A 25,996-nucleotide genomic window follows, 5' to 3' on the forward strand; every position below is an offset into this window, starting at 1 on the left:
CCATCACCCGATTCTCCCAGCCCGCCAGGAGACAGCCCGGTCAATCCGCCGGCGTTTTAAAGATCGACCCCACGATTACTGACCCACGCACCTAGCCGTAGGTCTTGTGGGCTCCTCTGCGTAGGTCCCGCGATCCTGTGCCCCGGGCCTGGGCGCTTGACCTATGCTTTTCCTAGCTCCTGTCCGTCCGACCAGCCCGTGCGGCCCGGCGTTGACAGAGCCACCACCAGCTATGAGGGGACAGGACATGAACCGCCAGCACACCCGATTCCGTGCCACCACTCTGCCGGCGACCGTGGGCATCGGACTGCTCACCCTCTCCCTGGCCGCCTGCGGCGGCTCCGGGGACGAGGCAGAGTCCAGCGCTCCGGCCAGCAGCGAGGCCACGAACGAGGCCAGCGTGTCCGCCACGCCGTCAGCCACCGAAGACGCCACGGGCGGCGCCTCCGCCACCACGTCCCCGGACGCGTCGTCCACGGAGGACGCAGCGGCCGCCGGCGACGTCGAGGCAGCCCTGAAGGCCGTGCTCGGGGAGGGCACCCAGATCGTGACCGGCGCCCAGCTCGAGGAACTGCAGCAGTCCAGCCAGGGCCTGACCGAGGGCATCACCGTCACGCCGGCCGAATGCGGGCCCGAGGGACAGGACGCCGCCACCGGTGAGCTGCCGGAGGGCACGGAACTGACCGGCGGCGTGGTGGTGGAGACCACCGAGACCGGCGGGGCCAACTCGGACATGCTCAGCGTATCCGTGTACCCGGATGCCGCCGCGGCCACCGAGGGCATGGCCGCCTTCGAGAAGTTCGCCGCCGCCTGCCCGAGCTACTCCCTGGAGATGGGCGAGGGCCTCAACGCCGAGGCCACCATGACGGTGGAGGACATCGAGGCTGAGGGGGATGCCGCCCTGGCCATCACCATCGGCACCACCGTTGACATCGAAGGAGCCTCGCTGCCCGCCGGAGCCGGCAACAGCACCTCCACCACCGTGTACGTCCAGGACGGCGAGCGGCTGATCAGCTACGCCGGGACGGCGGCCGGCGGTGAGCCGAAGACGGCCGCCGAGGGCGTGGAGCTCATCGACGCCCTGCGCGCCGAGCTCGGCGGCTGAACCAGCCCCGGCCTCATCCTGGCAGCACCCCAGCCATCCAGCACCACCGATCGGAGCCCGAAGTGCCCCTGCGCATGTCCACCCTGTTCCTCCGCACCCTGCGAGACGACCCGGCCGACGCCGAGGTGGCCAGCCACAAGCTGCTGGTCCGCGCCGGGTACATCCGGCGTTCCGGCCCGGGGGCCTACACCTGGCTGCCGCTGGGGCTGCGCGTGAAGAACCGGGTCGAGCAGATCGTGCGCGAGGAGATGGACGCGATCGGCGGTCAGGAGGTCCAGTTCCCGGCACTGCTGCCCAAGGAGCCCTATGAGGCCACCGGCCGTTGGGAGGAGTACGGTGACGCCCTGTTCCGCGTCAAGGACCGCAAGGGAGCGGACTTCCTGCTGGCCCCCACGCATGAGGAGATGTTCACCCTCCTGGTCAAGGACCACTACTCCTCCTACAAGGATCTGCCGGCGTACCTGTACCAGATCCAGACCAAGTTCCGGGATGAGGCCCGGCCGCGCGCCGGCCTGCTGCGCGTGCGCGAGTTCATCATGAAGGACTCCTACTCCTTCACCGTGGACGACGCCGGGCTGGACCAGGCCTACGCCGACCACCGCGGGGCCTACCTGAGGATCTTCGACCGCCTGGGCCTGGCCGTCGTCCCCGTCCAGGCCCAGGCGGGGGCCATGGGCGGCTCACGCTCCGAGGAGTTCCTGCACCCCTCACCGATCGGTGAGGACACCTTCGTGGAGTCCGACGGCGGCTTCCGCGCCAACGTCGAGGCCGTCACCACCGTGGTCCCCGCGCCGTTGGACGAGGCGGCACTCGCCGACCTGCCGCCGGCCCAGGCGAGGGACACCCCGGACTCGACGACGATCGCCACCCTGGTGGAGGTCTCCAACCAGCTGATGCCCCGCGAGGGACGGCCCTGGGAGGCCGCGGACACCCTCAAGTGCGTCGTGCTCACGGCGGTGCTGGACGGCAACGACCGCCGCCAGTTCATCGTGGCCGTCCCCGGAGACCGGGACGTGGACCTCAAGCGCCTGGAGGCCGGCATCGGCGAGCTGCTCGAGGTGGCCGGGGAGCCCGGTGTCGAGCAGGCCACCGAGGCGGACCTGGCCCGGCATCCGTCCCTGGTCAAGGGCTACATCGGTCCCAACAACGAATCCGGCCTGCCGTTCTTCGTGGACCCGCGCATCGTCACCGGCACCGCCTGGATCACTGGCGCCAACGCCCTGCAACAGCATGTCTTCGGGCTGGTGGCCGGGCGTGACTTCCAGTGGGACGGCGTCATCGAGGCCACCGAGGTACGGGACGGCGATCCGGCCCCGGACGGCTCCGGCCCCCTGCACACGCGCCGCGGCATCGAGATGGGGCACATCTTCCAGCTCGGCCGCAAGTATGCCGAGGCCCTCGACCTCAAGGTCCTGGACCAGAACGGCAAACAGGTCGTGGTGACCATGGGCTCCTACGGCATCGGCGTCACCCGCGCCGTCGCCGCCCTGGCCGAGTCCCATCACGATGAGAAGGGTCTGGCGTGGCCGCGCGCCATTGCCCCCGCGGACGTGCACGTGGTGGCCACCGGCAAGGGTGAGGAGATCTTCGCCGCCGCCGAGCAGCTCGTCGGTGACCTCGAGGCCCAGGGACTGACCGTGCTCTACGACGACCGCAAGAAGGTCTCGGCCGGCGTGAAGTTCTCGGACGTCGAGCTCATCGGCATCCCGACCTCCGTGGTCGTCGGCCGCGGTCTCGCCGACGGCGTGGTCGAGGTCAAGGACCGGGCTACGGGCGAGGCACAGGACGTGGAGGTCTCCGGCGCCGCCGCCGTGATCACCGGCCTCGTCCGCCCCGCCTAGGCGCTCGGCAGCATGGAGACACGACCGTGCTGACCGGCCTCGAGGACATCACCGCGGCCACCCTCGTGATGGTCCTCGTGGCCGGTCTCGCCGCCGGCTGGATCGACGCGGTGGTGGGCGGGGGAGGGCTGCTCCAATTGCCCGTGTTGCTCATGGTCCCGGGCATCACCCCGGTCCAGGCGCTGGCCACGAACAAGCTGGGGTCCGTCTTCGGGACGACCACCAGCGCCATCACCTACTACCGGCGCATCCACCCGGACCTGAGCACCGCCCTGCCCATGGCGGTGGTCGCCCTGGGAGGCAGTTTCGGCGGGGCGATCGTCGCCACCCTGCTGCCGGCCGAGGTCATCAAGCCCGTGATCCTGCTGGCCCTGGTCGGCGTGGCCGTCTTCACGGCGGCCAGGCCCCAGCTGGGCCGTGACACGGGACTGCGGTACCAGGGCCGGCGTCACCTGGCCGTGGCGTTGCTCATCGGGGCCGTCATCGGCTTCTACGACGGGGTCCTGGGGCCGGGCACCGGGACCTTCCTGGTGATCTCGCTGGTGGCGATCCTCGGCTACACCTTCCTGCAGGGCTCGGCCCAGGCCAAGATCGTGAACCTGTTCACCAATCTCGGCGCCATCGCCTTCTTCCTGCCCTCCGGCCACATCCTCCTCGGCCTGGGCCTCGTCCTGGGGGTGGCGAACATGATCGGGGGCTACCTCGGGGCCCGCATGGCCATCCAGCGCGGCTCGGGCTTCATCCGGATTGTGTTCCTCGTGGTGGTGTTCCTCCTGATCGTCAAACTCGGTTACGACTTTGTTGCCGACTGGGCTTGAATGGACCCATGCACGACGCCACCGAACCTGCCACCGAACGCCCTGAACGCACCCCCCTGGCCGCCCTGGTCGCGCCCGCCGTGGAGTCCACCGGCCTGTACTTCGAGGCGGCCACGGTCGACGGCGAGCCGGGTCAGCTGATCCTGACGGTCGTCGTGGACCACGCCGACGGCACCGCCGGGCTGGATCTGGACGAGGTCGCCGAGGCGGCCCGGGCCATCTCCACCGCGCTCGATGCGGCGGGGACCGACCTGCCCGAGCTCGGTACCGAGCCGTACCAGCTCGAGGTGTCCTCCCCGGGCGTCGAGCGTCCCCTGACGGAGCCGCGGCACTGGCGCCGCAACGTCGGTCGGCTGGTCTCGGTCGAGGTCCGGCCCGACGACGGCTCCTCTCGGTCGCCGGACGCGTCGCCTGCTGCCTCGTCCGAGTCGTCCGCCCCGACGCCGACCGGTCGGCTGACCGGTCGCATCCAGGCCGCCGATGAGGCCGGCGTCGTCCTGGTGCCGGTCAAGCCGGGGGCAAAGAAGGGGATGCCCGCGAAGATCGGTGATCCGGTCCGGCACGACTACGGCCGCCTGGGACCGGCCACGGTGCAGGTAGAGTTGACCCGCGGCGGCGCAAGTGCTGCCGACGAAGAACTGAATTCGGAGGCCTGAGTGGACATCGACATGAGCGCCCTGCGGATGCTGGAGACCGAGCGTGAGATCCCACTGGACCGCCTCGTGCCCACCATCGAACAGGCTTTGGTGGTTGCGTACCACAAGTCACCCGGCGCCCTGTCCCGGGCCCGCGCGGAGATCGACCGCAAATCCGGCCACGTGACCATCTGGGCCACCGAGATCGACGAGGACGGCCAGGCCGTCGGCGAGTTCGACGACACCCCGCAGGGCTTCGGGCGGATCGCGGCGTCCACGGCCCGGCAGATCATCCTCCAGCGCCTGCGGGACGCCGAGGACGACAACATCCTGGGCCAGTTCAAGGGCCGCGAGGGTGAGATCATCTCCGGACTGATCCAGCAGGGCACCAACCCGCACATGATCCAGGTGAACCTGGGCTCGGTCGAGGCCGTCCTGCCGCCGCCGGAGCAGGTCCCCGGCGAAGACTACTCCCACGGTCAGCGCCTGCGCGCCTACGTGGTGGCCGTGAGCCGCGGACTCAAGGGCCCCTCGATCACCCTCTCGCGCTCGCACCCCGGGCTGGTCCGGAAGCTGTTCGAACTGGAGGTCCCCGAGATCGCCGACGGCTCCGTGGAGATCCTCGCCCTCGCCCGCGAGGCCGGGCACCGGACCAAGATGGCGGTCAAGGCCACCAAGGCCGGCATCAACGCCAAGGGTGCCTGCATCGGCGAGATGGGCTCCCGCGTCCGCGCCGTGATGAGCGAACTGAACGACGAGAAGATCGACATCGTCGACTTCAGCGAGAGCCCGGCAGCCTTCATCTCCTCCGCCCTGTCCCCGGCGCGGGTCAGCTCCGTGGAGATCGTGGACGAGGCCACCCGGTCGGCCCGCGTGGTCGTTCCGCGGGACGTGCTCTCGCTGGCCATCGGCAAGGAGGGGCAGAACGCCCGTCTGGCCGCCAAGCTGACCGGCTGGCGGATCGACATCTCCGGCGAAGAGGCCTGAACCCCGCCCGGTGCCGTCACCTGCTGGCCCACCGGACCGACTGAGGTAGACTGGCCAGGTCCATTTCCATTTCCTTGACGGAACAGGCTCCTCCATGCAGGCACACACCCCGGTGCGCACCTGCGTCGGGTGCCGGGGGAAAGAGGACCACACCAAGCTGGTGCGTCTGGCGCTGGAGGAGATCACGAGTCCCGGACTCGTGGTTCCCGACTGGCGCCGGCGCAAGCCGGGCCGAGGGGCCTGGATCCACCCGGATCACGCTTGCCTGCAGGCCGCCCTGAAGAGGGGCGCATTCAACCGGGCCTTCCGAGGCCGTGTGGATGCGACCTCCCTGGCCGGACTGTTCGCCGGGCATCCAGATGCCCCGGTGTTGAAGACCGAGAACGAAAGCGGGTCAGAGATCTGATGGAAACCCGATGAGCACCACACGATGAGTGCCCAACGATGAACACCACCCGTCATTACGGTCCGCTTGACACGGCCCGGGGGAGCTGAGGCTCCCCTCCAGGCCACGACGCGGACCAGAACAGGAGAACCGTGGCTAAGGTCCGCGTCCACGAGCTCGCCAAAGAGCTCGGCATTTCATCCAAGGAGGCCCTGAACAAGCTTCAGGACATGGGCGAATTCGTTCGTTCCGCCTCCTCGACCATCGAACCCCCGGTGGTCAAGAAGCTGCGATCCGCCTATGCGGACGCCGCACCGAAGACTCCCTCCAAGCCGGCCGCCGCCCAGCCAGCGGCAGCCACCCCGGCCCCGGCCGCCCCCGCGGCGGAGAAGCCGGCCACCCCGGCTCCGGCTCCGGCAGCGGAGAAGCCCGCCGCCCCGTCCGCCGCGAAGCCCGGCGCACCGGCTCCGGCACCGGCCGCCCCCGCGGCCGAGAAGCCGGCCACACCGGCTCCGGCACCGGCTGCGACTCCCGCGGCGCCGGCAGCCCCGGCTGCACCGGCTGCACCGGCTGCACCGGCGGAGGCTCCCGCCCCCGCCGCGTCGTCCACTCCGGACGCTCCGGCGGCTCCGGCCTCGCCCTCCGCGCCGAAGCCGGCCACCCCGGCCCGTCCGGGCGCCCCGAAGCCGGGCGGCACCAAGCCGGCCGCCCCGCGGCCCGGCAACAACCCGTTCACCTCCAAGCAGTCCGCGCCCCGCGCTGACGAGCGTGGCGGCGAACGCTCCGGTGGCCCGCGCCCCGGTGGCCCCCGCCCCGGCGGTCCGCGTCCGGGCAACAACCCCTTCGCACCCAAGCAGGGCATGCGATCGGGCCGTCCGGACGCCGGTGAGCGCGCCGGTGGTCCTCGCCCCGGTGGCCCCCGTCCGGCCGGTGCCGGCGCAGCCGCCGGTGGCCCGAAGCCGGGTGGCGCACGTCCCAGCCCGAACATGATGCCCGGCCACATCAACAAGCCGCAGCCGGCCTCCGCCCGTCCGGGTGGTGGCGGCCGTGGCCGTCCCGGTGGCGGCCCCGGTGGCACCGGTCCCGCCGGTGGTGGCGGTGGCCCGCGCGGCGGCCGTGGCGGACGCGGTGGCACCCAGGGTGCGTTCGGCCGCGGTGGTCCCGGTGGTCGCAAGCAGCGCAAGTCGAAGCGCGCGAAGCGTCAGGAGCTGGAGCAGAAGTCAGCACCGTCGGTCGGCGGCGTCTCCGTCCCGCGTGGTGACGGCAGCACCCAGCTCCGCCTGCGCCGCGGCTCGTCCCTGAGTGACTTCGCCGAGAAGATCAACGCGGATCCGGCGTCGCTGGTGACCGTGCTCTTCCACCTGGGCGAGATGGCGAACGCCAACCAGTCCCTGGACGAGGAGACGTTCCGCGTGCTCGGGGAGGAACTCGGCTACCAGATCGAGATCGTCTCCCCGGAGGACGAGGACAAGGAGCTCCTGGAGGCCTTCGACATCGACCTCGATGCCGAGGAAGAAGCGGAGACCGAGGACGACCTCGAGAAGCGTCCGGCCGTCGTGACCGTCATGGGCCACGTCGACCACGGCAAGACCCGCCTGCTGGATGCCATCCGCTCCACCAAGGTCATCGAGGGCGAGGCCGGCGGCATCACCCAGCACATCGGTGCCTACCAGGTGGACTTCCAGCACGGCGAGACGGAACGCAGCCTGACCTTCATCGACACCCCGGGCCACGAGGCGTTCACCGCCATGCGTGCCCGTGGTGCCAAGGTCACGGACATCGCGGTGCTCGTGGTGGCCGCTGATGACGGCGTCATGCCGCAGACCGTCGAGGCGTTGAACCACGCCAAGGCGGCCGGCGTGCCGATCGTGGTCGCGGTCAACAAGATCGACAAGCCCGAGGCCTCCCCGGAGAAGATCCGCGGTCAGCTCGCCGAGTACGGCCTGGTCCCCGAGGAGTACGGCGGCGACACGATGTTCGTGGACGTCTCCGCCCGGAACAACCTGAACATCGAGGAACTGCTCTCGGCCATCCTGCTCACCGCGGACGCCGCGCTGGAGCTCACCGCCAACCCGAACAAGGGGGCCCGCGGTGTGGCCATCGAGGCGAACCTGGACAAGGGCCGCGGCGCTGTCGTCACGGTGCTCGTGCAGTCCGGCACGCTCCGCGTCGGTGACACGATGGTGGTGGGCCACGGCCACGGCCGCGTCCGTGCCATGTTCGACGACGACGGCACCACCGTGACCGAGGCGCCGCCGTCGCGTCCGGTCCAGGTGCTGGGCCTGTCCTCCGTGCCGCGCGCCGGTGACACCTTCCTGGTGACCGAGGATGACCGCACCGCCCGCCAGATCGCTGAGAAGCGCGAGGCTGCCGATCGCAACGCCATGCTGGCCAAGCGCCGCAAGCGGATCTCCCTGGAGAACTTCGACCAGGCCGTGGCGGAAGGCAAGATCGACACCCTCAACCTCATCATCAAGGGCGACGCCTCGGGCGCCGTGGAGGCCCTCGAGGACTCCCTGCTCGAGATCGAGGTCGGTGCCGAGGTGCAGCTGCGCGTCATCCACCGTGGGGTGGGTGCCATCACGCAGAACGACGTCAACCTGGCCACCGTGGACAACGCCATCATCATCGGCTTCAACGTCCGCCCGGCCGAACGCGTCACCGATCTGGCCGACAAGGAGGGCGTGGACATGCGCTTCTACTCGGTGATCTACGACGCGCTCGACGACATCGAGAGCGCGCTCAAGGGCATGCTCAAGCCGGAGTACGAAGAGGTCCAGCTGGGTACCGCGGAGGTCCGCGAGGTCTTCCGGTCCTCCAAGTGGGGCAACATCGCCGGCACGTTGGTCCGGTCCGGGCTCATCCGCCGCAACGCCTCCGCCCGCCTCGTGCGGGACGGCAACGTGGTGGCGGACAAGCTCAAGATCGAGTCGCTGCGCCGGTTCAAGGACGACGCCACCGAGGTCCGCGAGGGCTACGAGTGCGGTATCGGCCTGGGCGGCTTCAACGACATCAAGGACGGGGACATCATCGAGACCTTCGAGATGCAGGAGAAGCCGCGCGTCTGAGTTGACGCGCCGGCCCATCCCCCCCAAGGAGAAAGGACGGTCCCATGGTGGATCAGGCACGTGCGGCCCGGTTGGCCCAACGGATCAAGGTCCTGGTCGCCGAGGCCTTGCGCAAGCGGGTCAAGGACGACCGGGCCGAGGCCATCACCCTCACCGAGGTGCGGGTGACCAACGACCTGCAGCACGCCACCGTGTACTACACGGTGCTCGGTGATGCCACGGCGGCCGAGGGCGCCCGGGAGGTCCTCGCGGCCCACCACGGCGCCATCCGGCACGAGGTCGGGCGCCAGCTCACCATTCGGCTGGTGCCCACCCTCGAGTTCGTGGCCGACGAGGTCCCGGAGGTCGCGGCGCACCTCGAGGAGGTGCTCGCCGAGGCCAAGGAGCGCGACGCCGAGCTGGCCCGGTTGCGGGAGAACGCCTCCTTCGCCGGTGAGTCCGACCCGTACAAGAAGGACGGCGAGGACGGCGGGAGCGAGGACACGGCACGTTGACCAGGTCTTCCAGGCAGTCCCGGGACCGGGAGCTGCCCGAGGGCGCTCCCGGTACCCAGTCCTCCGGCCTGGTGCTCGTGGACAAGCCAGCCGGCTGGACCTCCCATGACGTGGTCGGGAAGGTCCGCCGGCTGGCCGGCACCCGCAAGGTCGGTCATGCCGGAACGCTGGATCCGATGGCCACCGGCCTGCTGGTGGTGGGCTTCAACAAGGCCACCCGCCTGCTGACGGCGATCACGGGGACGGACAAGACGTACCTGGCGACCATCCGTCTCGGGGTCTCCACCGTCACGGACGACGCCGAGGGCGAGGTGCTCCAGACCCGGCTCGCGAACGCGGTCACCCCGGAACGGGTGGACGCCGCCGTGGCCGGCCTCACGGGTGAGATCCAGCAGGTCCCCTCGGCCGTGTCCGCCATCAAGGTGGACGGGCAGCGCGCCTACCATCGCGTGCGGGCCGGGGAGGACGTGCGCCTCGAGGCCCGCCCCGTCACGGTCCGCCGCTTCGAGGTCACCGGGTACCGGCGCGCCGAGGACGGCACCACCGTGGACCTGGACGTCGCGGTGGACTGCACCTCGGGGACCTACATCCGTGCTCTGGCCCGGGACGTGGGGGAGGCCCTCGAGACCGGAGGCCACCTGACCGCCTTGCGGCGCACCGCCGTCGGGCCGTTCTCCGTGGCCGAGGCGGTGACCCTCGAGGAGCTGGCAGTCAGCTTCACCTCCACCGAGCTCTCCGACGCCGCAGCCGGGCTGTTCCCTGTGCGCCGGCTGACCGGTGAGGAGGCCTCCGAGCTGTCCTTCGGGCGGCGCATCGAGGCCACCGGCACCGAGGGGATGGTGGCCGCACAGGCACCGGACGGCACCGTCGTCGCCCTGATCTCCGATCAGGAGCGCCAGGGCCGCCCGGAATCACTCTCGGCCAAGCCGGAGATCGTCTTCGCGCCAGCTCCATCGCCGGCCCCCTCACCAGCCTCGGCACCCGCCCAGGACGGTGAGCGGACGTGACCGAGGTGGCGACCGACGGCTGGTTCTGGGTCGGCACCGCGCTGTGTGCCGCCTCGCTGCTGATCTGCGTGGTGATGACCTTCCTCCGGACCTTCCCGGATGACCTCTCCATCCTCTCGGTGGCCGCGGTGGAGCTCTTCCTGATCGTCTACGGCGTGGGCGCGATCGTCCGCCAGGCCGGAGGCGAGCCCCTCCAGGGGGAGCTCTGGGAGTTCTGGGGCTATGTCCTGACGGCCCTCGTGGTCTCCCTGGTCGCCGTGGTGTGGGCCGTCACGGATAAGACGCGCTGGTCCAATCTGGTGATGGCCGCCGTGGGGCCGACGATTTTCGTGATGTTGTACAGACTGCAGGTGATTTGGTTTGGCTGAGGCGGAGACCCACGAGAGAAACAAGCCCCGGCGGAACCAGGGGCTTGGCCGCATCCTGGTGATGGTCTACGCCGTGTTCGCCCTGTCCTCCTTCGCGCGTTCGATCTTCCAGATCGCCACGCACTTCGAGCAGGCGCCGCTGGCCTACCTGCTCTCCGCATTCGCCGCCGCCGTCTACATCGTGGCCACCCTGTCCCTGGCTCGTTCCGGCCGGACGGCCTGGTACGTCTCGGTCGTGGCGGTGGGCATCGAGCTGGTGGGCGTGGTCGGGGTCGGGCTCTGGACGCTCCTGGACCCGCAGCTGTTCGCCGATGACACGGTGTGGAGCCGCTTCGGCGCCGGGTACGGGTACATCCCCCTGATCCTGCCGATCCTGGGCCTGGCCTGGCTGCTGGCTCACCGCCCCCGCGTCGGAGTGGAAAGCCGCCCCTGAGGGGGTGGATAATCGAGTGATGAGCCGGAGCGGAGGGACTGCATGCACTATTGGGACGGCCTAGCCGCCGTACCGGAGAATCCCGCACCCTCCGTGGTCACGATCGGGAACTTCGACGGCGTGCACCGCGGCCACCTCCAGGTCCTCGACCAGGTCGTCGCCGCCGCGCGTGGTTCCGGGGCGACCTCCGTGGCCATCACCTTCGACCCGCATCCCCGTGTGGTGCACCGGCCCAATGACCTCCAGGAGGCCATCACCGGCTACGAGGAGAAGGCCCGGCTGATCGAGCAGGCCGGGATCGACGCGATGCTGGTCATCCACTACACCCTCGAGTTCGCCCAGCAGAGTCCGGAGGAGTTCGTCCGCAACGTGATCGTGGACGCCGTGAACGCCACGGCGGTGGTGGTGGGCCGGGATGTCCGCTTCGGCTACCGGAACTCCGGTGACTTCGCCACCATGGTGGAACTCGGCCGCAGCTACGGCTTCGACGTCATCGACGTGGCCGACTTCGGCGAGGACCGCCGTTGCTCCTCCACCTGGATCCGCGAATCACTGCGGGAGGGCAATGTCCGTGAGGCGGCCGGAGTGCTGGGCCGCCACCACCGCGTGCGCGGCGAGGTCGTCCACGGCTTCGCCCGGGGCCGCGAGCTCGGCTTCCCCACCGCCAACCTCTCCGACGAGGTCCAGGGCATGATCCCCGCCGACGGCGTCTACGCCGGCTGGCTCGTCGACGAGGCCCGCCGGCGGTGGCCCGTGGCCATCTCCATCGGCTCGAACCCGACCTTCGAGGGAGTGTCCCGGGTGGTGGAGGCCCATGTCATCGACCGGCCGCAAGAACAGGTCGAGGACTTCGACCTGTACGGCCAATTCGTCACGGTCGAGTTCGTCGACCGGCTGCGCGGCATGGTCGCGTTCGAGGGCATCCCCAAGCTGGTCGAGCAGATGACCCAGGACGTCGACCGCACGCGCGAGGTCCTCGCCGCGGTTCCGGCGGACCCCCGTCCGTGACCGTCTGGTGACATTCCGGTGACACGTCCCGTCCCGAACCGCCCGGCTGGGGACCCCCGCCTCGACAGCTCCTCCCGCCAGAGCCTCGGGGCCGCCTTCGCCACCGGGGGAGAGCACTATCACGCGGTGCGGCCCTCGTACCCGGCGCCGAGCGTCGACTTCATGGTGCCGGCCGGCGCCCGCACCGCGGTGGACCTGGGCGCCGGCACCGGACTCTTCACCCGGCTGCTGGCGGACCGGGGGCTCGCGGTCACCGCTGTGGATCCCTCCGCCTCCATGCTGGAACCGCTGCGGCGCGCGGTGCCCTCCGCCGCCGTCGTGCAGGCCGCCGCTGAGCACACCGGACTGGAGTCCGGTGGCTTCGACCTGGTCACGAGCGCGCAGGCGTGGCACTGGATCGACCCGGACGCCGGCTCGGCGGAGGCTGCGCGGCTGCTGCGCCCCGGCGGGACGCTGGCCCTGGTGTGGAACCAGCTCGACACCTCCGTGCCCTGGGTGCACCGGCTCACCCGGATCATGCATGCGGGGGACGTCCATGTGTCCGGCTCCGGCCGGCCCCAGCGGCGCACGCGCGCGCCCTTCGGCGCGGAGGAGCACCACGAGGTGCGCTGGACGGACCGCACGACGCCGGCCGGCCTCCACGCGCTGATGGCATCCCGTTCGTATTGGCTCCGCTCGGGCGAGCACATCCACGCGAGGATGACCGCCAATCTCGAGTGGTACCTGCACGAACACCTGGGGTTCGGTCCGGAGGAGGACATCGTGCTGCCCTACCTCACGTTCGCGCTGCGCACGCGACGCGGCTGACGGCAACGGGACTGCTAGACTGGAATGCTGGTGCCCGCTGTAGTCCGCGGTGGCGGGATCCACCAATCATGATCGCGGCACAACTCATAAGGAGTTCGCGTGGCACTCGACCCCGCCGTCAAGCAGGACATCATCAAGGAATACGCCACCCACGAGGGCGACACCGGTTCCCCGGAAGTGCAGGTTGCTGTGCTCTCGCGTCGCATCTTGGACCTGACGGAACACCTGAAGTCCCACAAGCACGACCACCACACCCGCCGCGGCCTGATGGCCCTGGTCGGTCGCCGTCGTCGTATGCTCGGGTACCTTGAGCGCACTGACATCGAGCGCTACCGCTCGCTGATCGGACGCCTCGGCCTGCGTAAGTGACCTCATGACTGCAGGCGGCGTCCCGGGCGTGGGGGTTTTCCCCATTCGGGCCGCCGCCTCTAGTCTGGTCTGGGACGGCCACCCGATGTGACCGTCCCTGCTGTACACCAGTCTGCACACCCATCACGCCCGTCAGCGTCCATCCATTCGCGGTCCTCGACAGTGGCTTCCGGAACCTCTCGACCACCGTGTCCGAGCGTCCGGAGGCTTCGATCGAAGACCGGGTGGTGACGCGGCGGGCCGCGAAGAAAGGACACCCACCCATGGAGGGTCCCGAAATCAAGTTCGCCGAAGCCGTCATCGACAATGGCACCTACGGCCAGCGCGTTGTGCGCTTCGAAACCGGCCGTCTGGCCCAGCAGGCCGCCGGCGCGGCCATGGTCTACATCGACGAGGAGACCTCGATGCTGTCGGCCACGACCGTCGGCAAGTCCCCGCGTGAGGGCTTCGACTTCTTCCCGCTGACCGTGGACGTCGAGGAGCGCATGTACGCTGCCGGCCGTATCCCGGGCTCGTTCTTCCGCCGTGAGGGCCGCCCGTCCACGGACGCCGTCCTCACCTGCCGCCTGATCGACCGCCCGCTGCGCCCCGCCTTCACCAAGGGCATCCGCAACGAGGTCCAGGTCGTCGTGACCGTCACCTCGATCGCCCCCGACGAGGTCTACGACACGGTGGCCATCAACGCCGCCTCGATGTCCACCCAGCTCTCCGGTCTGCCGTTCTCCGGTCCGATCGGCGGCGTGCGCGTGGCCCTGATCGACGACGGGACCGGCAACCGCCAGTGGGTCGCCTTCCCGAAGCACTCCCAGCTCAAGGACGCCGTGTTCAACATGGCCGTGGCCGGCCGTGTGGCCGGTGACGACATCGCCGTGATGATGGTCGAGGCCGAGGCCACCCCGGACTCCTGGAACCTCATCAAGGAACAGGGCGCCACCGCTCCGACCGAGGAGGTCGTGGCCGAGGGCCTCGAGGCCGCCAAGCCCTTCATCAAGGCCCTCTGCGACGCCCAGGCCGACCTGGCCCAGCGCGCCGCCAAGGCCCCCGTCGAGATCCCGGTCTTCAAGGACTACGAGGACGACGCGTACGAGGCCGTGGAGCAGTTCGCCGGCGCCCGCCTGCAGGAGATCTACTCGATCGCCGACAAGCTGGAACGCCAGAACACCGATGACGCCTACCGTGCCGAGGTCGTCGAGGCCCTGACCGGTGAGGGCACCCAGTTCGAGCAGCGCCGCGGTGAGATCGCCAAGGCCTACGGTGCGGTGACCAAGAAGGCCGTGCGCCAGCAGATCCTGACCAACCAGGTCCGCATCGACGGCCGTGGCCTCACGGACATCCGCAAGCTGACCGCCGAGGTCGAGGTTCTGCCGCGCGTGCACGGTTCGGCCATCTTCGAGCGCGGCGAGACCCAGATCATGGGTGTCACCACGCTGAACATGCTGAAGATGGAACAGCAGATCGACTCGCTGGCCCCGGAGACGCGCAAGCGCTACCTGCACCACTACAACTTCCCGCCGTACTCCGTCGGCGAGACCGGCCGCGTGGGTTCGCCCAAGCGCCGCGAGATCGGCCACGGTGCCCTCGCCGAGCGCGCCATGGTCCCGGTGCTGCCGTCCCGTGAAGAGTTCCCCTACGCGATCCGCCAGGTCTCCGAGGCGCTGGGCTCCAACGGTTCCACCTCCATGGGCTCCGTCTGCGCCTCCACCCTGTCGATGCTGAACGCCGGTGTGCCCCTGAAGGCCGCCGTGGCCGGCATCGCCATGGGCCTGGTCTCGGACACCGTGGACGGTCAGACCCGCTACGCCGCCCTGACGGACATCCTCGGCGCCGAGGATGCCTTCGGCGACATGGACTTCAAGGTGGCCGGCACCTCCGAGTTCGTCACCGCGATCCAGCTGGACACCAAGCTCGACGGCATCCCGGCCTCCGTGCTGGCCGCCGCGCTGACCCAGGCCCGTGAGGCCCGCCTGCACATCCTGGGTGTCCTGAACGCCGCGATCGACGCCCCGGACGAGATGAGCCAGTACGCGCCGCGCATCATCGCGGTCAAGATCCCGGTGGACAAGATCGGTGCGGTCATCGGCCCCAAGGGCGCCATGATCAACCAGATCCAGGACGACACGGGTGCGGACATCTCCATCGAGGACGACGGCACCGTGCTGATTGGCGCCACCGAGGGATCGGCAGCCGAGGCCGCCCGTTCCGCGGTCAACGCCATCGCCAACCCGCAGGTCCCCGAGGTCGGTGAGCGCTACCTCGGCACCGTGGTGAAGCTGACCACCTTCGGCGCGTTCGTGTCCCTCACCCCGGGCAAGGACGGCCTGCTGCACATCTCCGAGCTGCGCAAGATCAACGAGGGCAAGCGCGTCGAGGACGTCGAGGACGTCGTCGAGGTCGGCCAGAAGATCCAGGTCGAGATCACCAAGATCGACGACCGCGGCAAGCTGTCCCTGGCCCCCGTGGTCGCGGGCGGCGAGTCCGAGGACAACGAGTCGGATGCCGAAGGTGGCGCCGAGGAGTCCGAGGAGAACTGATCTCCCGCTGATCCACTGAAGGAGCTGATCCCTCAGCTCCTCCGGCCCGTGGCCCGCACTTCGGTGCGGGCCACGGGTGTTTCAGGCCCCGGTGGGGCCGGTCATGGCCGCGCTGGTAGTTTCGGAGACATGAGTCCTACGCTGCCGATCCCCGCTGATTTCACCGGAACCATCCAGGACGCCGGCCACGGCTCCGTGGTTCGGCGTTCCGTGCTGCCCGGCGGCGTCCGGGTCCTGACCGAGGCGATGCCGGACCAGCGCTCGGTCACCATCGGCTTCTGGATCGCCGTGGGCTCCCGCGACGAGGCGGAGGGCGGGTTCGGCTCCACCCACTTCCTGGAGCACCTGCTCTTCAAGGGCACCCCCACCCGCTCGGCCATGGACATCGCCACGGCCTTCGATCGCGTCGGCGGGGAGTCCAACGCCTCCACGGCCAAGGAGTCCACGTGCTACCACGCCAGGGTGCTGGACAGCGACCTGCCGATGGCCATCGACGTGATCACGGACATGGTCACCTCCGCCCTGATCGAGCCGGACGAACTCGAGACGGAACGCGGGGTGATCCTCGAGGAACTGGCCATGGACGCCGACGATCCCATCGACACCGCGCACGAGGCCCTGGCCGCGGCCCTGCTGGACGGACATGACCTGGGCCGTCCCATCGGCGGCACCGCCGAGACCATCAACGCCGTGACCCGCGAGCGCGTGCTGGAGCACTACCGCCAGTGGTACCGCCCGGATGAGCTGGTGGTGACCGCCGCCGGTGGCCTGGACCATGACGAGGTGTGCCGGCTCGTGGTCGAGGCACTGGACCGTTCGGGCTGGGACCTGCCGATCGGTGCCGCCCCGGCCCCGCGGCGCAGCCACGTGGACACCGGGGCGGGGATCGCTGAGGGCCTGCACCGGATCGTCCGGCCGGTGGAGCAGTCCTCGATTCTGGTGGGCGGGCGCTCGGTCCACTCCCTGGATCCCGACCGGTTCGCGCTGGCCCTGATGAACTCCACCCTGGGCGGAGGCATGAGCTCGCGCCTGTTCCAGGAGATCCGGGAGAAACGTGGCCTGGCCTACAACACCTACTCCTTCTCCGCCGCGTATTCGGACGTCGGCTACTTCGGCCTCTACGCCGGTTGTTCCCCTCAGAAGGCCGCCTCCGTGGCCGAACTGATGGTCTCGGAGCTGGAGCGCCTGGCCGAGCACGGCATCACGGACGAGGAACTGGAACGCGCCCGCGGCCAGCTCTCCGGCGGCACCGTGCTCGGGCTGGAGGACACCGGCTCCCGGATGTCCCGCCTGGGCCGGGCCGAATTGGTCACGGGCGAGTTCGTGGACCTGGACGGTGCCCTGGACCGGCTCGGGGCCGTGACGGCCGGCCAGGTGCAGTCGGTGGCCCAGCGGCTGGCCGCCTCCCCGCGGGCCACGGTCATGGTCGGACCGGACGTGTCGGTGGACTGACTCTCCGGCAGCTGGGTGTGTCCAGGACATTTCCCTGCGCGTGTCCTCCGGAGAGTCGCTTGACTCTGCTGTGGTGTGTGCAACATTCTGGACGGATCGGCCTCCCACCGGCCGATCCGTCGCCCGAGGGGTCGGGCATCGCACCTCGGACAGAAGGACCGGTTCACCGTCATGGAACAACTGCAAACTGTGCTGGACAACATCGGCTCGTTCGTCTGGGGTCCGTTCTTCCTCATCCCCCTGCTGCTGGGCACCGGCCTCTACCTGACCATCCGGCTGGGCTTCCTGCAGTTCCACAAGCTTCTCCCCGCCCTGAACCTGGGCATCATCCGCCGCAGGGATCCGGACACCGAGGGGGACATCTCCCAGTTCCAAGCGCTGACCACCGCGCTGGCGGCCACGGTCGGCACCGGGAACATCGTGGGCGTGGCCACGGCGATCGGCATCGGCGGACCGGGCGCCCTGTTCTGGATGTGGGTCACCGGCCTGCTCGGGATGGCGTCGAAGTACTCGGAGGCCTATCTCGGGGTCCGCTTCCGCACCACGGATGAGGCGGGAGAGAAATCGGGGGGGCCGCAGTACTACCTGCAGAAGGCCATCAAGGGACCGTTCGGCAAGATCCTCGCCCTGTCCTTCGCCGTCTTCGCCTTCCTGGCGTCCTTCGGCATCGGCAACATGACTCAGGGCAACTCGATCGCCGCCAATGTGGAGGAGTCGTTCGGCGTGATGCCGTGGGTGACCGGCATCATCCTCACCGTCCTGACCATCCTCGTCCTGGTGGGCGGCATCAAGTCCATCGGCAAGGTCACGTCCGCCTTCGTGCCGATCATGATCGTCTTCTACGTGGCCGCCGCGATCTTCATCCTGGCCGTCAACATCGCCGAGGTGCCAGCGGCCTTCGCCCTGATCTTCACCGACGCCTTCACCGGCACCGCCGCGGTCGGCGGCTTCACCGGCTCCATCCTCATCATCGCCATCCAGTACGGCGTGGCCCGCGGCATGTTCTCCAATGAATCCGGGTTGGGCTCCGCGGCGATCGCGGCGGCGGCGGCCCAGACCTCCCACCCGGTCCGCCAGGGCCTGGTGTCCATGACGCAGACCTTCATCGACACGATCATCGTGGTGTCCTTCACCGGACTCGTCATCGTCACCACCGGGACCTGGAACCACACCGACGAGAATGGTGAGCAGATCTCCGCGGCCCTGATGACCGGCGAGGCCTTCTCGAGTGGACTGCCCGGCGAATGGGGTCACTGGATCGTCACCATCGGCCTGATCATGTTCGCGTTCTCCACCATCCTCGGCTGGTCCTACTACGGTGAGCGCAACGTGGAACGCCTCTTCGGTCAGCGGCTCGTGATGCCCTACCGCGTGGTGTTCTCCCTCGTGGTGTTCGTCGGCTGCACCGTGCCGCTGGCCATCGTCTGGAGCTTCTCCGACATCATGAACGGCCTGATGGCGCTGCCGAACCTCATCGGTCTGCTCATCCTCTCCGGCCTGATCGCCCGGGAGACGAAGCACTACCTCAAGCACGATCCGAAGCTGGTGGCCAGCACGGCCGAGATCGAGGCCTTCATGGTGGACCGGCCCGGCTGGGCGGACTGGAAGTCCGGGAACGTGGTCGGTTCCTCTCGCACGCACACCGGGCGGGCGCCGGTGAAACCTGCCGGGGAACGGAATTAGCACCATCCCTGCGGTGACCCCACGGGCGGCGGCGCCGGGGACCTCCACCGGCGCCTAAACTGGAGTACATGACTGCGCCCGAGACCGAACCCCGCACCGCACCCCGCACCGCACCCTCCACCGACCTCGGCGGCGCACCGATCCGGGTCGCCATCCTCGGGGCCACCGGCAAGATGGGCCGCTACGCGGTGGCGGCCGTGGGCGGAGCCCCGGACCTCGAGCTGGTAGCCGAGCTCGGCTCCCGGGACCCCCTCTCAGCCGCCCTCGACGCCGGCGCGAGCCACCTGCTGGACCTCACCGTGCCGCAGATCTCCCCGGACCACGTCGCCTTCGCCGTGGAGCACGGGCTGCACGCCGTTGTCGGGACCTCCGGCTGGTCCGCCGAGCGCCGCGAGGCGCTCGCCCGGCAGCTGGCGGCGCACCCGGAGGTGGGCGTGCTGATCGCCCCGAACTTCTCGGTCGGCTCCGTCCTGGCCAGCGCCTTCGCCGCGAAGGCCGCCCGCCACTTCCCCTCGGTGGAGATCGTCGAGATGCACCACCCGGACAAGGTCGATGCCCCGTCGGGTACCGCGGTGCGCACCGCGGGACTGATCGCGGACGCCCGCCAGGCGGCCGGCGTCGGCCCGTCCCCGGACGCGACCACCCATGATCCGGACGGCGCCCGCGGGGCCCTGGTGGACGGGATCCGCGTGCACGCCGTGCGACTGCGCGGGCTGGAGGCCCACCAGGAGGTCCTGATGGGCGGGCCGGGGGAGCAGCTCGTGCTCCGCCACGACGCCTTCGACCGCGGGGCGTACATGCCCGGCGTCCTGCTGGGGCTGCGGACCGTGGCCTCCCGGCCCGGCCTGGCCTACGGCCTGGACGCCTACCTGGACCTCGACTGAGCTGGAGCGGACGACGATGAGAACCAAGATCGGAGTGGTGGCGATCGCCGCCCTCATGCTGTTGTTCGCGGTGGTGGCCATCGTGTCCGCCGTGGGCTTCCTGCAGGCACCGCAGCCCATCGCCAAGATCCTCGGGGTGGCGGTGCTCTGCGTGGTCGCCGTGGGCGTGTGGACGCTGTGGCGCGAACTGCGCTTCGGCCTGACAATGGAGAAGATGGGCCGCACCCTGGAGGCCGAGGGCGGGCTGCCCGAGGACAACCTGCCCCGCTCGGACGCCGGGCGCATCGACCGCGCCGCCGCGGACGTCCAGTTCGAGACCTTCCGTGCCGAGGCCGAGGCCGCCCCGCAGGACTGGCGCTCCTGGTACCGGCTCTCCCTCGGCTATGACGCCTCTGGGGACCGCTCGCGGGCGCGCAAGGCCATGCGGGACGCGATCGGGCTGTACTCCGCCCGGTCCGGGGGCTGAGGACCCGGCCCTGATCGGGCCGTTCTCACCGGGCCGCGGGTGTGGCCAGGCGGTCCGTCCCCTCGGTACTGTGTGCGCAGCAGCACCGCACACTGCCGGCCAGGGAGGGCCTTTGGAACACGTCGCAGCACACCATCCGGACCATGAGTCACCGCACACCGCAGAGCACGTCCCGGAGCAGGGCATCACCCTCCGGATCGACGGTACCGACCACGCGCTGACCGTGGACACCCGCACCACCCTGCTGGACGCCCTGCGTGAACGGGCCGGCAACACCTCGCCCAAGAAGGGCTGCGATCACGGTCAGTGCGGCTCCTGCACGGTCCTGCTGGACGGGCGCCGCCACCTGACCTGCCTGGCCCTGGCCGTCGCCTATGACGGCGCCGAGATCGTGACGGCGGCGGGACTGGCCGGGCCGGGAGAGGAGGGGGACCTCCACCCGGTCCAGCAGGCGTTCATCACGCACGACGGATTCCAGTGCGGTTACTGCACACCGGGTCAGGTGTGCTCCGCCGTCGGGATGCTCGAGGAGGCCGGCCGGGGAGCTCCCAGCCACGTGACCGCTGACCTCGAGGCGGACGTGGAGCTCACCGACGAGGAGATCCGCGAGCGCATGAGCGGCAACCTGTGCCGCTGCGGCGCCTACGCCGGCATCCTCGGCGCGATCCGGGAGTCGGCGGGCCGATGAGACCTCTGACCTACGCAGCCCCCGCCACCGCGGCGGAAGCCGTCAGCGCCGTCAGCGGGGATCCCCAGTCCCGGTTCCTGGGCGGCGGAACGAACCTGGTGGACCACCTCAAGCTCGGGGTCAGCACGCCCGGACGGCTGGTGGACATCAGCCGGCTGCCGCTGGACACCGTCGAGCAGACCGAGGCGGGGGTGCGGATCGGCACCAACGTGCGCAACAGCGACCTCGCCGCACATCCGCTCCTGCGCAGCGGCTGGCCCGGCGTCAGCCGGGCCCTGCTGGCCGGGGCCAGCGGCCAGATCCGCAACCAGGCCACCACCGGCGGCAACCTGCTGCAGCGTACCCGGTGCGTGTATTTCCAGGACGTCACCACCCCGTGCAACAAGCGGGAACCGGGCAGTGGCTGCTCGGCGCTCGAGGGGTACGGGCGGTACAACGCGGTCCTCGGGGCCAGCGAGGCCTGCGTGGCCACCCACCCCTCGGACCTCGCCGTCGCCCTGACCGCCCTGGACGCCGTCGTCGTGGTCCTGGGACCCGAGGGCGAGCGGCGGGTCCCGATGGCGGACTTGCACACCCTGCCCGGGCATCACCCCGAGATCGAGACCACGCTCTCCCACGGTGAGCTGATCACCGCGGTCGAGCTCCCGGCCACGCCGCTGGCCCGGCAGTCGACCTACGTCAAGACCCGGGACCGGGCCTCCTACGCCTTCGCCCTCGTCTCGGTCGCCGCCGCCCTGACCCTCGACGACGACGGCACGGTCGCGGACATCGCGCTCGCCTGGGGCGGGGTCGCCCACAAACCGTGGCGGGCCACCCGGGCCGAGGCAGGGCTGCGGGGACGCAGGCCGGACGAGCCGGCGATCGCCGCGGCCGTGGAAGACGAGCTGCAGGGGGCGGCCTTCGCCCCGGACACCGAGTACAAGCGCCCGCTGCTGCGGGGCGCCACCACGGCGGCCCTGTCCCGGCTCCTCGGCGGTCTGGACGGGACCCCATACGGGACCCCGGACGGGAGACCGGGTGGCACGCCAGGCGGGACCTCGGCAGGGGAGGAGTCACGATGACCGCGCACCCCGTCCGGGCCGTGGCCATGGGCACGGCGATGGAGCGGGTCGATGGCCGGGAGAAGGTCACGGGCCGCGCGACCTACGCCATGGAGAACGACGCCGAGCTGGGCCAGTCACCCCTGCATGGCTGGATGGTGACCTCGAGGACGGCCCGGGGGCGGGTGCTGCGCGTGGATGCGAGCGATGCCCTGGAGCACCCGGGGGTGGTGACCGTCCTGGACCACACCACGGCACCGCGGCTCGCCTCCACCGAGGACCGCGAACTGGCCGTGTTGCAGGACGACCGGATCGGGTTCCGTGGCCAGATCGTGGCCCTGGTGCTCGCCGAGACGCCCGAGTCCGCGCGGGAGGGGGCCCGGCTGGTCCGGGTGCACGAACACGCCGAGCCGTTCTCGGCCACCCTGGAGGGCGCCGAGACCTACCGGCCCGATCGATCCAGTGTGGGCTCCGAGACCGACACCGAGCAGGGCGATGTGGACGCGGCGCTGGCGGCGGCACCGGTCCGGATCGAGCACACCTACACCACCCCGCACGAGCACAACAATCCCCTGGAACCGCACGCCGCCACCGCACTGTGGCAGGGCGGGACGCTGACGATGTGGGACTCCACCCAGGGGGTCCACCGGGTGGCCGCGACCCTGGCGCCGATGCTGGGCATCGAGCCCGAACGGCTCCGGGTGCGGGCGCCGTACGTCGGCGGCGGCTTCGGCAGCAAGGGCCCGCCCCACGGCCCGGAGGTGGCCGTGGCCCTGGCCGCGATGTGGGCCGAGGGACGGCCGGTGAAGCTGGCCGTGACCCGGCAGCAGATGTTCCCGCTGACCGGGTATCGGACCCAGACCGTCTCCGACCTGCGCCTCGGGGCGGAGCCGGACGGCCGGATCATCGCGCTGGAGCATGCCGTCACCGTCCAGACCTCCGCCATCAAGGAGTTCGTGGAGCACGCCGCCGTCCCGGCCCGGATGATGTACGCGGGTGAGCACCGGCGGACCAGCCACCGGGTGGCCTCGCTCGACGTCCCCGTGCCGTCCTGGATGCGGGCCCCCGGGGAGATGCCCGGGATGCACGCCCTGGAGGTGGCGATGGACGAGCTGGCCGTGGCCGCCGGCGTCGACCCGGTCGAGCTCCGCGTGCGGAACGAGCCCGCGGTGGACCCGGGCAGCGGCAATCCGTTCAGCAACCGGCGCCTGGTCGACTGCCTGTACCGCGGCGCGGAGCTGTTCGGCTGGGCGGACCGGCCCGCTGCACCCCGTGCCACCCTCGACGGCGACTGGTGGGTGGGGACCGGTGTCGCCTCCGCCACCTATCCCGCCAATTTCTTCCCCGGCAACGTCGCACGTGTCACGGCCCTGGAGCGGGGGCGCTATGCCGTCGCCATCGGTGCCGTGGACATCGGCACGGGTGCCCGGACCGCGCTGCTGCAGATCGCGGCCGACGCCCTGGGGGTGGGCGTGGCCGAGATCGACCTGGCGATCGGTGACACGGATCTGCCGTTCGCCACCGTGGCCGGCGGCTCCTCCGGCACCGGGTCCTGGGGCACCGCCATCACCCAGGCCGCACAGCAGTTCCGGGCCGACCACGGCGAGGACCCGGACCCCGGGGTCCAGACCACCTCGACCGCCGAGTCCTACCCCGACACGGAGCATCTGGCGATGCACTCCTTCGGCGCGGTGTTCACCGAGGCGAGGGTGCACCGCTGGACCGGCGAGGTACGGGTCCCGCGGATGCTGGGCGTCTACTCGGTCGGCCGGGTGATCAACCCGACCACCGCCCGCTCGCAGTTCCTGGGCGGGCTCGTGATGGGACTCTCGGCGGCCCTCTTCGAAGAGTCGGTGCGGGACCCCCGCTTCGGGCACTTCGTGACCCAGGACCTGGCGTCGTATCACGTGGCCTCGCACGCGGACATCGGTGACCTGCGCGTCGAATGGCTCGACGACGTGGACGAGCGGGCCACCCCCATGGGCTCCCGGGGGATCGGGGAGATCGGCATCGTCGGGACCTCGGCCGCCGTGGTCAACGCCGCCTACCACGCCACCGGTGTCCGGGTGCGGAACCTGCCCGCGACCGCCGACGCCTTCCTGTGAGCCCCACCCGCCCTCCGGTGGTGGGCGTGCTGCTGGCCGCCGGCGCGGGCCGCCGCCTGGGCCGAGGGCCCAAGGCCCTGCTGTCCCTGGACGGGACGTCCCAGGTGGTCCGGATGACGCGTGCCCTGCTGCGCGGCGGCTGTGACGCGGTGGTGGTGGTCGTCGGCGCCGCGGGTGAGGAGGTGCGCCTGCTGCTGGAGAGGTCGCTGGCGGGGACCGCCGAGGGCCGGCGGGTGCGGATCGTGGTGAACCCGGACTGGGAGTCGGGTATGGGCTCGTCCTTCCGGACGGGGATCGACGCCGCCGATCGACTGCTCGCCCCCTCCGGTCCCTCGGCCGGCTCGATCGTGGTGGCACTGGTGGACCAGCCCGACGTCGACGAGGCCGTGGTGCGGTGCCTGCTGGACTCCGCCACGTCCACGCCCGTCGGCCCGCGGGTGATCGCCGCCGGGTACCCGGAGGCCCGGGGGCGGCTGGTCCGCGGCCATCCCCTGGTCTTCCCCCGGACCTGGGCCCGGGAGGCGGCCACCCTGGCGGCGGGAGACGCGGCCGGCCGGGTCTGGCTGCGCAAGCACCCGGAGGCGGTGGACGTCGTGGATGTGGGGCACCTGGCCACGGGCCGGGACGTGGACACCCCGCAGGACCTCGACAGGCTCAGGCGAGGAACGGAGGCCGATGTCCGAGCGTGACGACCTCTGGCAGGGGATGGCCCCGGTCCTCGACGGTGACACCGGCTTCGTGCTGGCCACGGTGGTCTCCACGTCCTCCAGTGCGCCGAGACCGGCGGGGACACAGATGGCCGTCTTGGACGACGGCACGGTCATCGGCAGCCTGTCCGGGGGATGCATCGAGGCGGACGTCCACGCCCACGCCCAGGAGGTGGCGACCACGGGCCGGGCGCTGGTCCGGGACTACGGGTACAGCGACGGAGCGGCCCTCGACGTCGGGCTGACCTGTGGTGGCTCGCTCCGGGTGTTCCTCGAACGCGTCGACTCGGCGGACCTGGACTTCTTCCGTGTCCTCGCCGAGGCGGTGCGCTCCGGTGAGCCGATCGCCACCGTCACGGCGCTGCCGGGGCCGGACGCGGGGTGGCGCGGTCTCGTGAGAGCAACCGAGTCCACCACCGAGCCCGCATCGGCGTCCGAGGCAGCACCCGACCGACGCCTCGACGAGGCCGCCGCCCTCCTGCGGGAGTCTCGCTCCGGCGTCGTGACCGTCCCGGGTCCCGCCGGCGGCCCACCCGCTGACTATGCCGTCCGCAGCTTCACGGCCCCGGCGCACCTCGTGGTCTTCGGCTCGAACGCCTTCGCGGTGTCCCTGGCCCGGCTGGCCGCCGAGGTGGGGTACCGGGTGACCGTCTGCGACGCCCGGGCGGCATTCGCCACCCGCGAGCGGTTCCCCGAGGCGGTGCAGGTCGTCGTGCGGTGGCCCCACGAGTACCTGGATGAGCTTCACATCGATCACCGCACGGTCCTCTGCGCGCTCACGCATGACCCGAAGTTCGACGACCCGCTGCTGGCGAAGGCCCTGCGCTCGCCGGCCGCCTTCGTCGGGGCCATGGGATCGCGGCGCACCAGCCGGGAACGGCAGGAGCGCCTGCGGGACCTGGGACTGGGCGAGGACGAACTGGCGCGGCTGCACACGCCCTTGGGCCTGGACCTCGGGGCCGGAACCCCGCAGGAAACCGCGGTGTCCATGATGGCCGAGATCATCTCGGACCGGCGGTCCGGAACGAACCTGCCCCTGGCCCACGTGCGTGGTCCGCTGCATCGCCAGCGGTGAATCCCGGGCACCGGCCCGTCGGCCCGTCGGGGCCGCGGCG

General features: G+C 70.7%; 24 protein-coding genes. All 24 read left to right on the forward strand.

The features are described from left to right. Positions 1 to 247 precede the first annotated feature (247 nt). The 24 genes from AB0333_RS12385 to AB0333_RS12500 all read left to right on the forward strand — a co-directional run bounded on the left by AB0333_RS12385 (position 248) and on the right by AB0333_RS12500 (position 25,956). Positions 248 to 1,105, forward strand: coding sequence for a hypothetical protein (locus AB0333_RS12385; RefSeq protein ID WP_366218972.1), 858 nt, complete (start codon positions 248 to 250; stop codon positions 1,103 to 1,105). Positions 1,106 to 1,167: 62 nt separating this feature from the next. Further along, a complete protein-coding gene (locus AB0333_RS12390) occupies positions 1,168 to 2,946 on the forward strand; it encodes a proline--tRNA ligase (RefSeq protein WP_366218973.1) in 1,779 nt (592 codons plus the stop codon). Between the two features lie 26 nt (positions 2,947 to 2,972). Further along, positions 2,973 to 3,764, forward strand: coding sequence for a TSUP family transporter (locus tag AB0333_RS12395; protein ID WP_366218974.1), 792 nt, complete (start codon positions 2,973 to 2,975; stop codon positions 3,762 to 3,764). Between the two features lie 8 nt (positions 3,765 to 3,772). Next, entirely contained in the window at positions 3,773 to 4,420 is a 648-nt protein-coding gene (locus AB0333_RS12400; RefSeq protein ID WP_366218975.1) for a ribosome assembly cofactor RimP, read from the forward strand. Beyond that, a complete protein-coding gene (nusA, locus tag AB0333_RS12405) occupies positions 4,421 to 5,386 on the forward strand; it encodes a transcription termination factor NusA (RefSeq protein ID WP_366218976.1) in 966 nt (321 codons plus the stop codon). Between the two features lie 94 nt (positions 5,387 to 5,480). Next, a complete protein-coding gene (locus AB0333_RS12410; RefSeq protein WP_366218977.1) occupies positions 5,481 to 5,792 on the forward strand; it encodes a YlxR family protein in 312 nt (103 codons plus the stop codon). 131 nt (positions 5,793 to 5,923) lie between these two features. After that, positions 5,924 to 8,839: a translation initiation factor IF-2 gene (gene infB, locus AB0333_RS12415; protein ID WP_366218978.1), complete on the forward strand. Its 2,916-nt coding sequence runs from the start codon at positions 5,924 to 5,926 to the stop codon at positions 8,837 to 8,839. Positions 8,840 to 8,883: 44 nt separating this feature from the next. Beyond that, entirely contained in the window at positions 8,884 to 9,333 is a 450-nt protein-coding gene (rbfA, locus tag AB0333_RS12420) for a 30S ribosome-binding factor RbfA (RefSeq protein ID WP_366218979.1), read from the forward strand. Between the two features lie 32 nt (positions 9,334 to 9,365). After that, positions 9,366 to 10,340, forward strand: coding sequence for a tRNA pseudouridine(55) synthase TruB (gene truB, locus AB0333_RS12425; protein WP_366219083.1), 975 nt, complete (start codon positions 9,366 to 9,368; stop codon positions 10,338 to 10,340). A 5-nt stretch (positions 10,341 to 10,345) separates the two neighbouring features. Beyond that, entirely contained in the window at positions 10,346 to 10,708 is a 363-nt protein-coding gene (locus AB0333_RS12430) for a hypothetical protein (RefSeq protein ID WP_366219084.1), read from the forward strand. Positions 10,709 to 10,769: 61 nt separating this feature from the next. Beyond that, positions 10,770 to 11,141 carry a hypothetical protein gene (locus tag AB0333_RS12435; protein WP_366219086.1) on the forward strand — a complete coding sequence of 124 codons (372 nt, stop codon included), beginning with the start codon at positions 10,770 to 10,772 and terminating at the stop codon, positions 11,139 to 11,141. A gap of 42 nt (positions 11,142 to 11,183) precedes the next feature. Continuing rightward, positions 11,184 to 12,149: a bifunctional riboflavin kinase/FAD synthetase gene (locus tag AB0333_RS12440; RefSeq protein ID WP_366218980.1), complete on the forward strand. Its 966-nt coding sequence runs from the start codon at positions 11,184 to 11,186 to the stop codon at positions 12,147 to 12,149. Positions 12,150 to 12,167: 18 nt separating this feature from the next. After that, a complete protein-coding gene (locus tag AB0333_RS12445; RefSeq protein WP_366218981.1) occupies positions 12,168 to 12,956 on the forward strand; it encodes a class I SAM-dependent methyltransferase in 789 nt (262 codons plus the stop codon). A gap of 99 nt (positions 12,957 to 13,055) precedes the next feature. Further along, positions 13,056 to 13,325 (forward strand): 30S ribosomal protein S15, encoded by a 270-nt coding sequence (gene rpsO / locus AB0333_RS12450; RefSeq protein WP_366218982.1) that lies wholly within the window; start codon positions 13,056 to 13,058, stop codon positions 13,323 to 13,325. Between the two features lie 263 nt (positions 13,326 to 13,588). After that, complete coding sequence (locus tag AB0333_RS12455; protein ID WP_366218983.1) at positions 13,589 to 15,856, forward strand: polyribonucleotide nucleotidyltransferase; 2,268 nt, start codon at positions 13,589 to 13,591, stop codon at positions 15,854 to 15,856. Between the two features lie 129 nt (positions 15,857 to 15,985). Beyond that, positions 15,986 to 17,308 carry a pitrilysin family protein gene (locus AB0333_RS12460; RefSeq protein ID WP_366218984.1) on the forward strand — a complete coding sequence of 441 codons (1,323 nt, stop codon included), beginning with the start codon at positions 15,986 to 15,988 and terminating at the stop codon, positions 17,306 to 17,308. A gap of 171 nt (positions 17,309 to 17,479) precedes the next feature. Further along, complete coding sequence (locus AB0333_RS12465) at positions 17,480 to 18,991, forward strand: sodium:alanine symporter family protein (RefSeq protein WP_366218985.1); 1,512 nt, start codon at positions 17,480 to 17,482, stop codon at positions 18,989 to 18,991. A 68-nt stretch (positions 18,992 to 19,059) separates the two neighbouring features. Further along, positions 19,060 to 19,875, forward strand: coding sequence for a 4-hydroxy-tetrahydrodipicolinate reductase (gene dapB, locus AB0333_RS12470; RefSeq protein WP_366218986.1), 816 nt, complete (start codon positions 19,060 to 19,062; stop codon positions 19,873 to 19,875). Positions 19,876 to 19,891: 16 nt separating this feature from the next. Beyond that, positions 19,892 to 20,341, forward strand: a complete 450-nt coding sequence (locus AB0333_RS12475) for a hypothetical protein (protein ID WP_366218987.1) — start codon at positions 19,892 to 19,894, stop codon at positions 20,339 to 20,341. A 184-nt stretch (positions 20,342 to 20,525) separates the two neighbouring features. Then, a complete protein-coding gene (locus tag AB0333_RS12480) occupies positions 20,526 to 21,029 on the forward strand; it encodes a 2Fe-2S iron-sulfur cluster-binding protein (RefSeq protein WP_366219087.1) in 504 nt (167 codons plus the stop codon). Continuing rightward, positions 21,026 to 22,090 (forward strand): xanthine dehydrogenase family protein subunit M, encoded by a 1,065-nt coding sequence (locus AB0333_RS12485; protein WP_366218988.1) that lies wholly within the window; start codon positions 21,026 to 21,028, stop codon positions 22,088 to 22,090. The genes AB0333_RS12480 and AB0333_RS12485 overlap by 4 nt, the downstream gene beginning before the upstream one ends. Then, on the forward strand, positions 22,087 to 24,174 hold the full coding sequence (locus AB0333_RS12490; RefSeq protein ID WP_366218989.1) for a xanthine dehydrogenase family protein molybdopterin-binding subunit: 2,088 nt from the start codon (positions 22,087 to 22,089) through the stop codon (positions 24,172 to 24,174). The genes AB0333_RS12485 and AB0333_RS12490 overlap by 4 nt, the downstream gene beginning before the upstream one ends. Further along, positions 24,171 to 24,863, forward strand: coding sequence for an NTP transferase domain-containing protein (locus AB0333_RS12495; RefSeq protein ID WP_366218990.1), 693 nt, complete (start codon positions 24,171 to 24,173; stop codon positions 24,861 to 24,863). The genes AB0333_RS12490 and AB0333_RS12495 overlap by 4 nt, the downstream gene beginning before the upstream one ends. After that, on the forward strand, positions 24,850 to 25,956 hold the full coding sequence (locus AB0333_RS12500) for an XdhC/CoxI family protein (protein WP_366218991.1): 1,107 nt from the start codon (positions 24,850 to 24,852) through the stop codon (positions 25,954 to 25,956). Before AB0333_RS12495 ends, AB0333_RS12500 begins: the two co-directional genes overlap by 14 nt. Positions 25,957 to 25,996: the final 40 nt, after the last annotated feature.

It is taken from the genome of Citricoccus sp. NPDC079358 (assembly GCF_040702545.1).
GTDB lineage: Bacteria > Actinomycetota > Actinomycetes > Actinomycetales > Micrococcaceae > Citricoccus.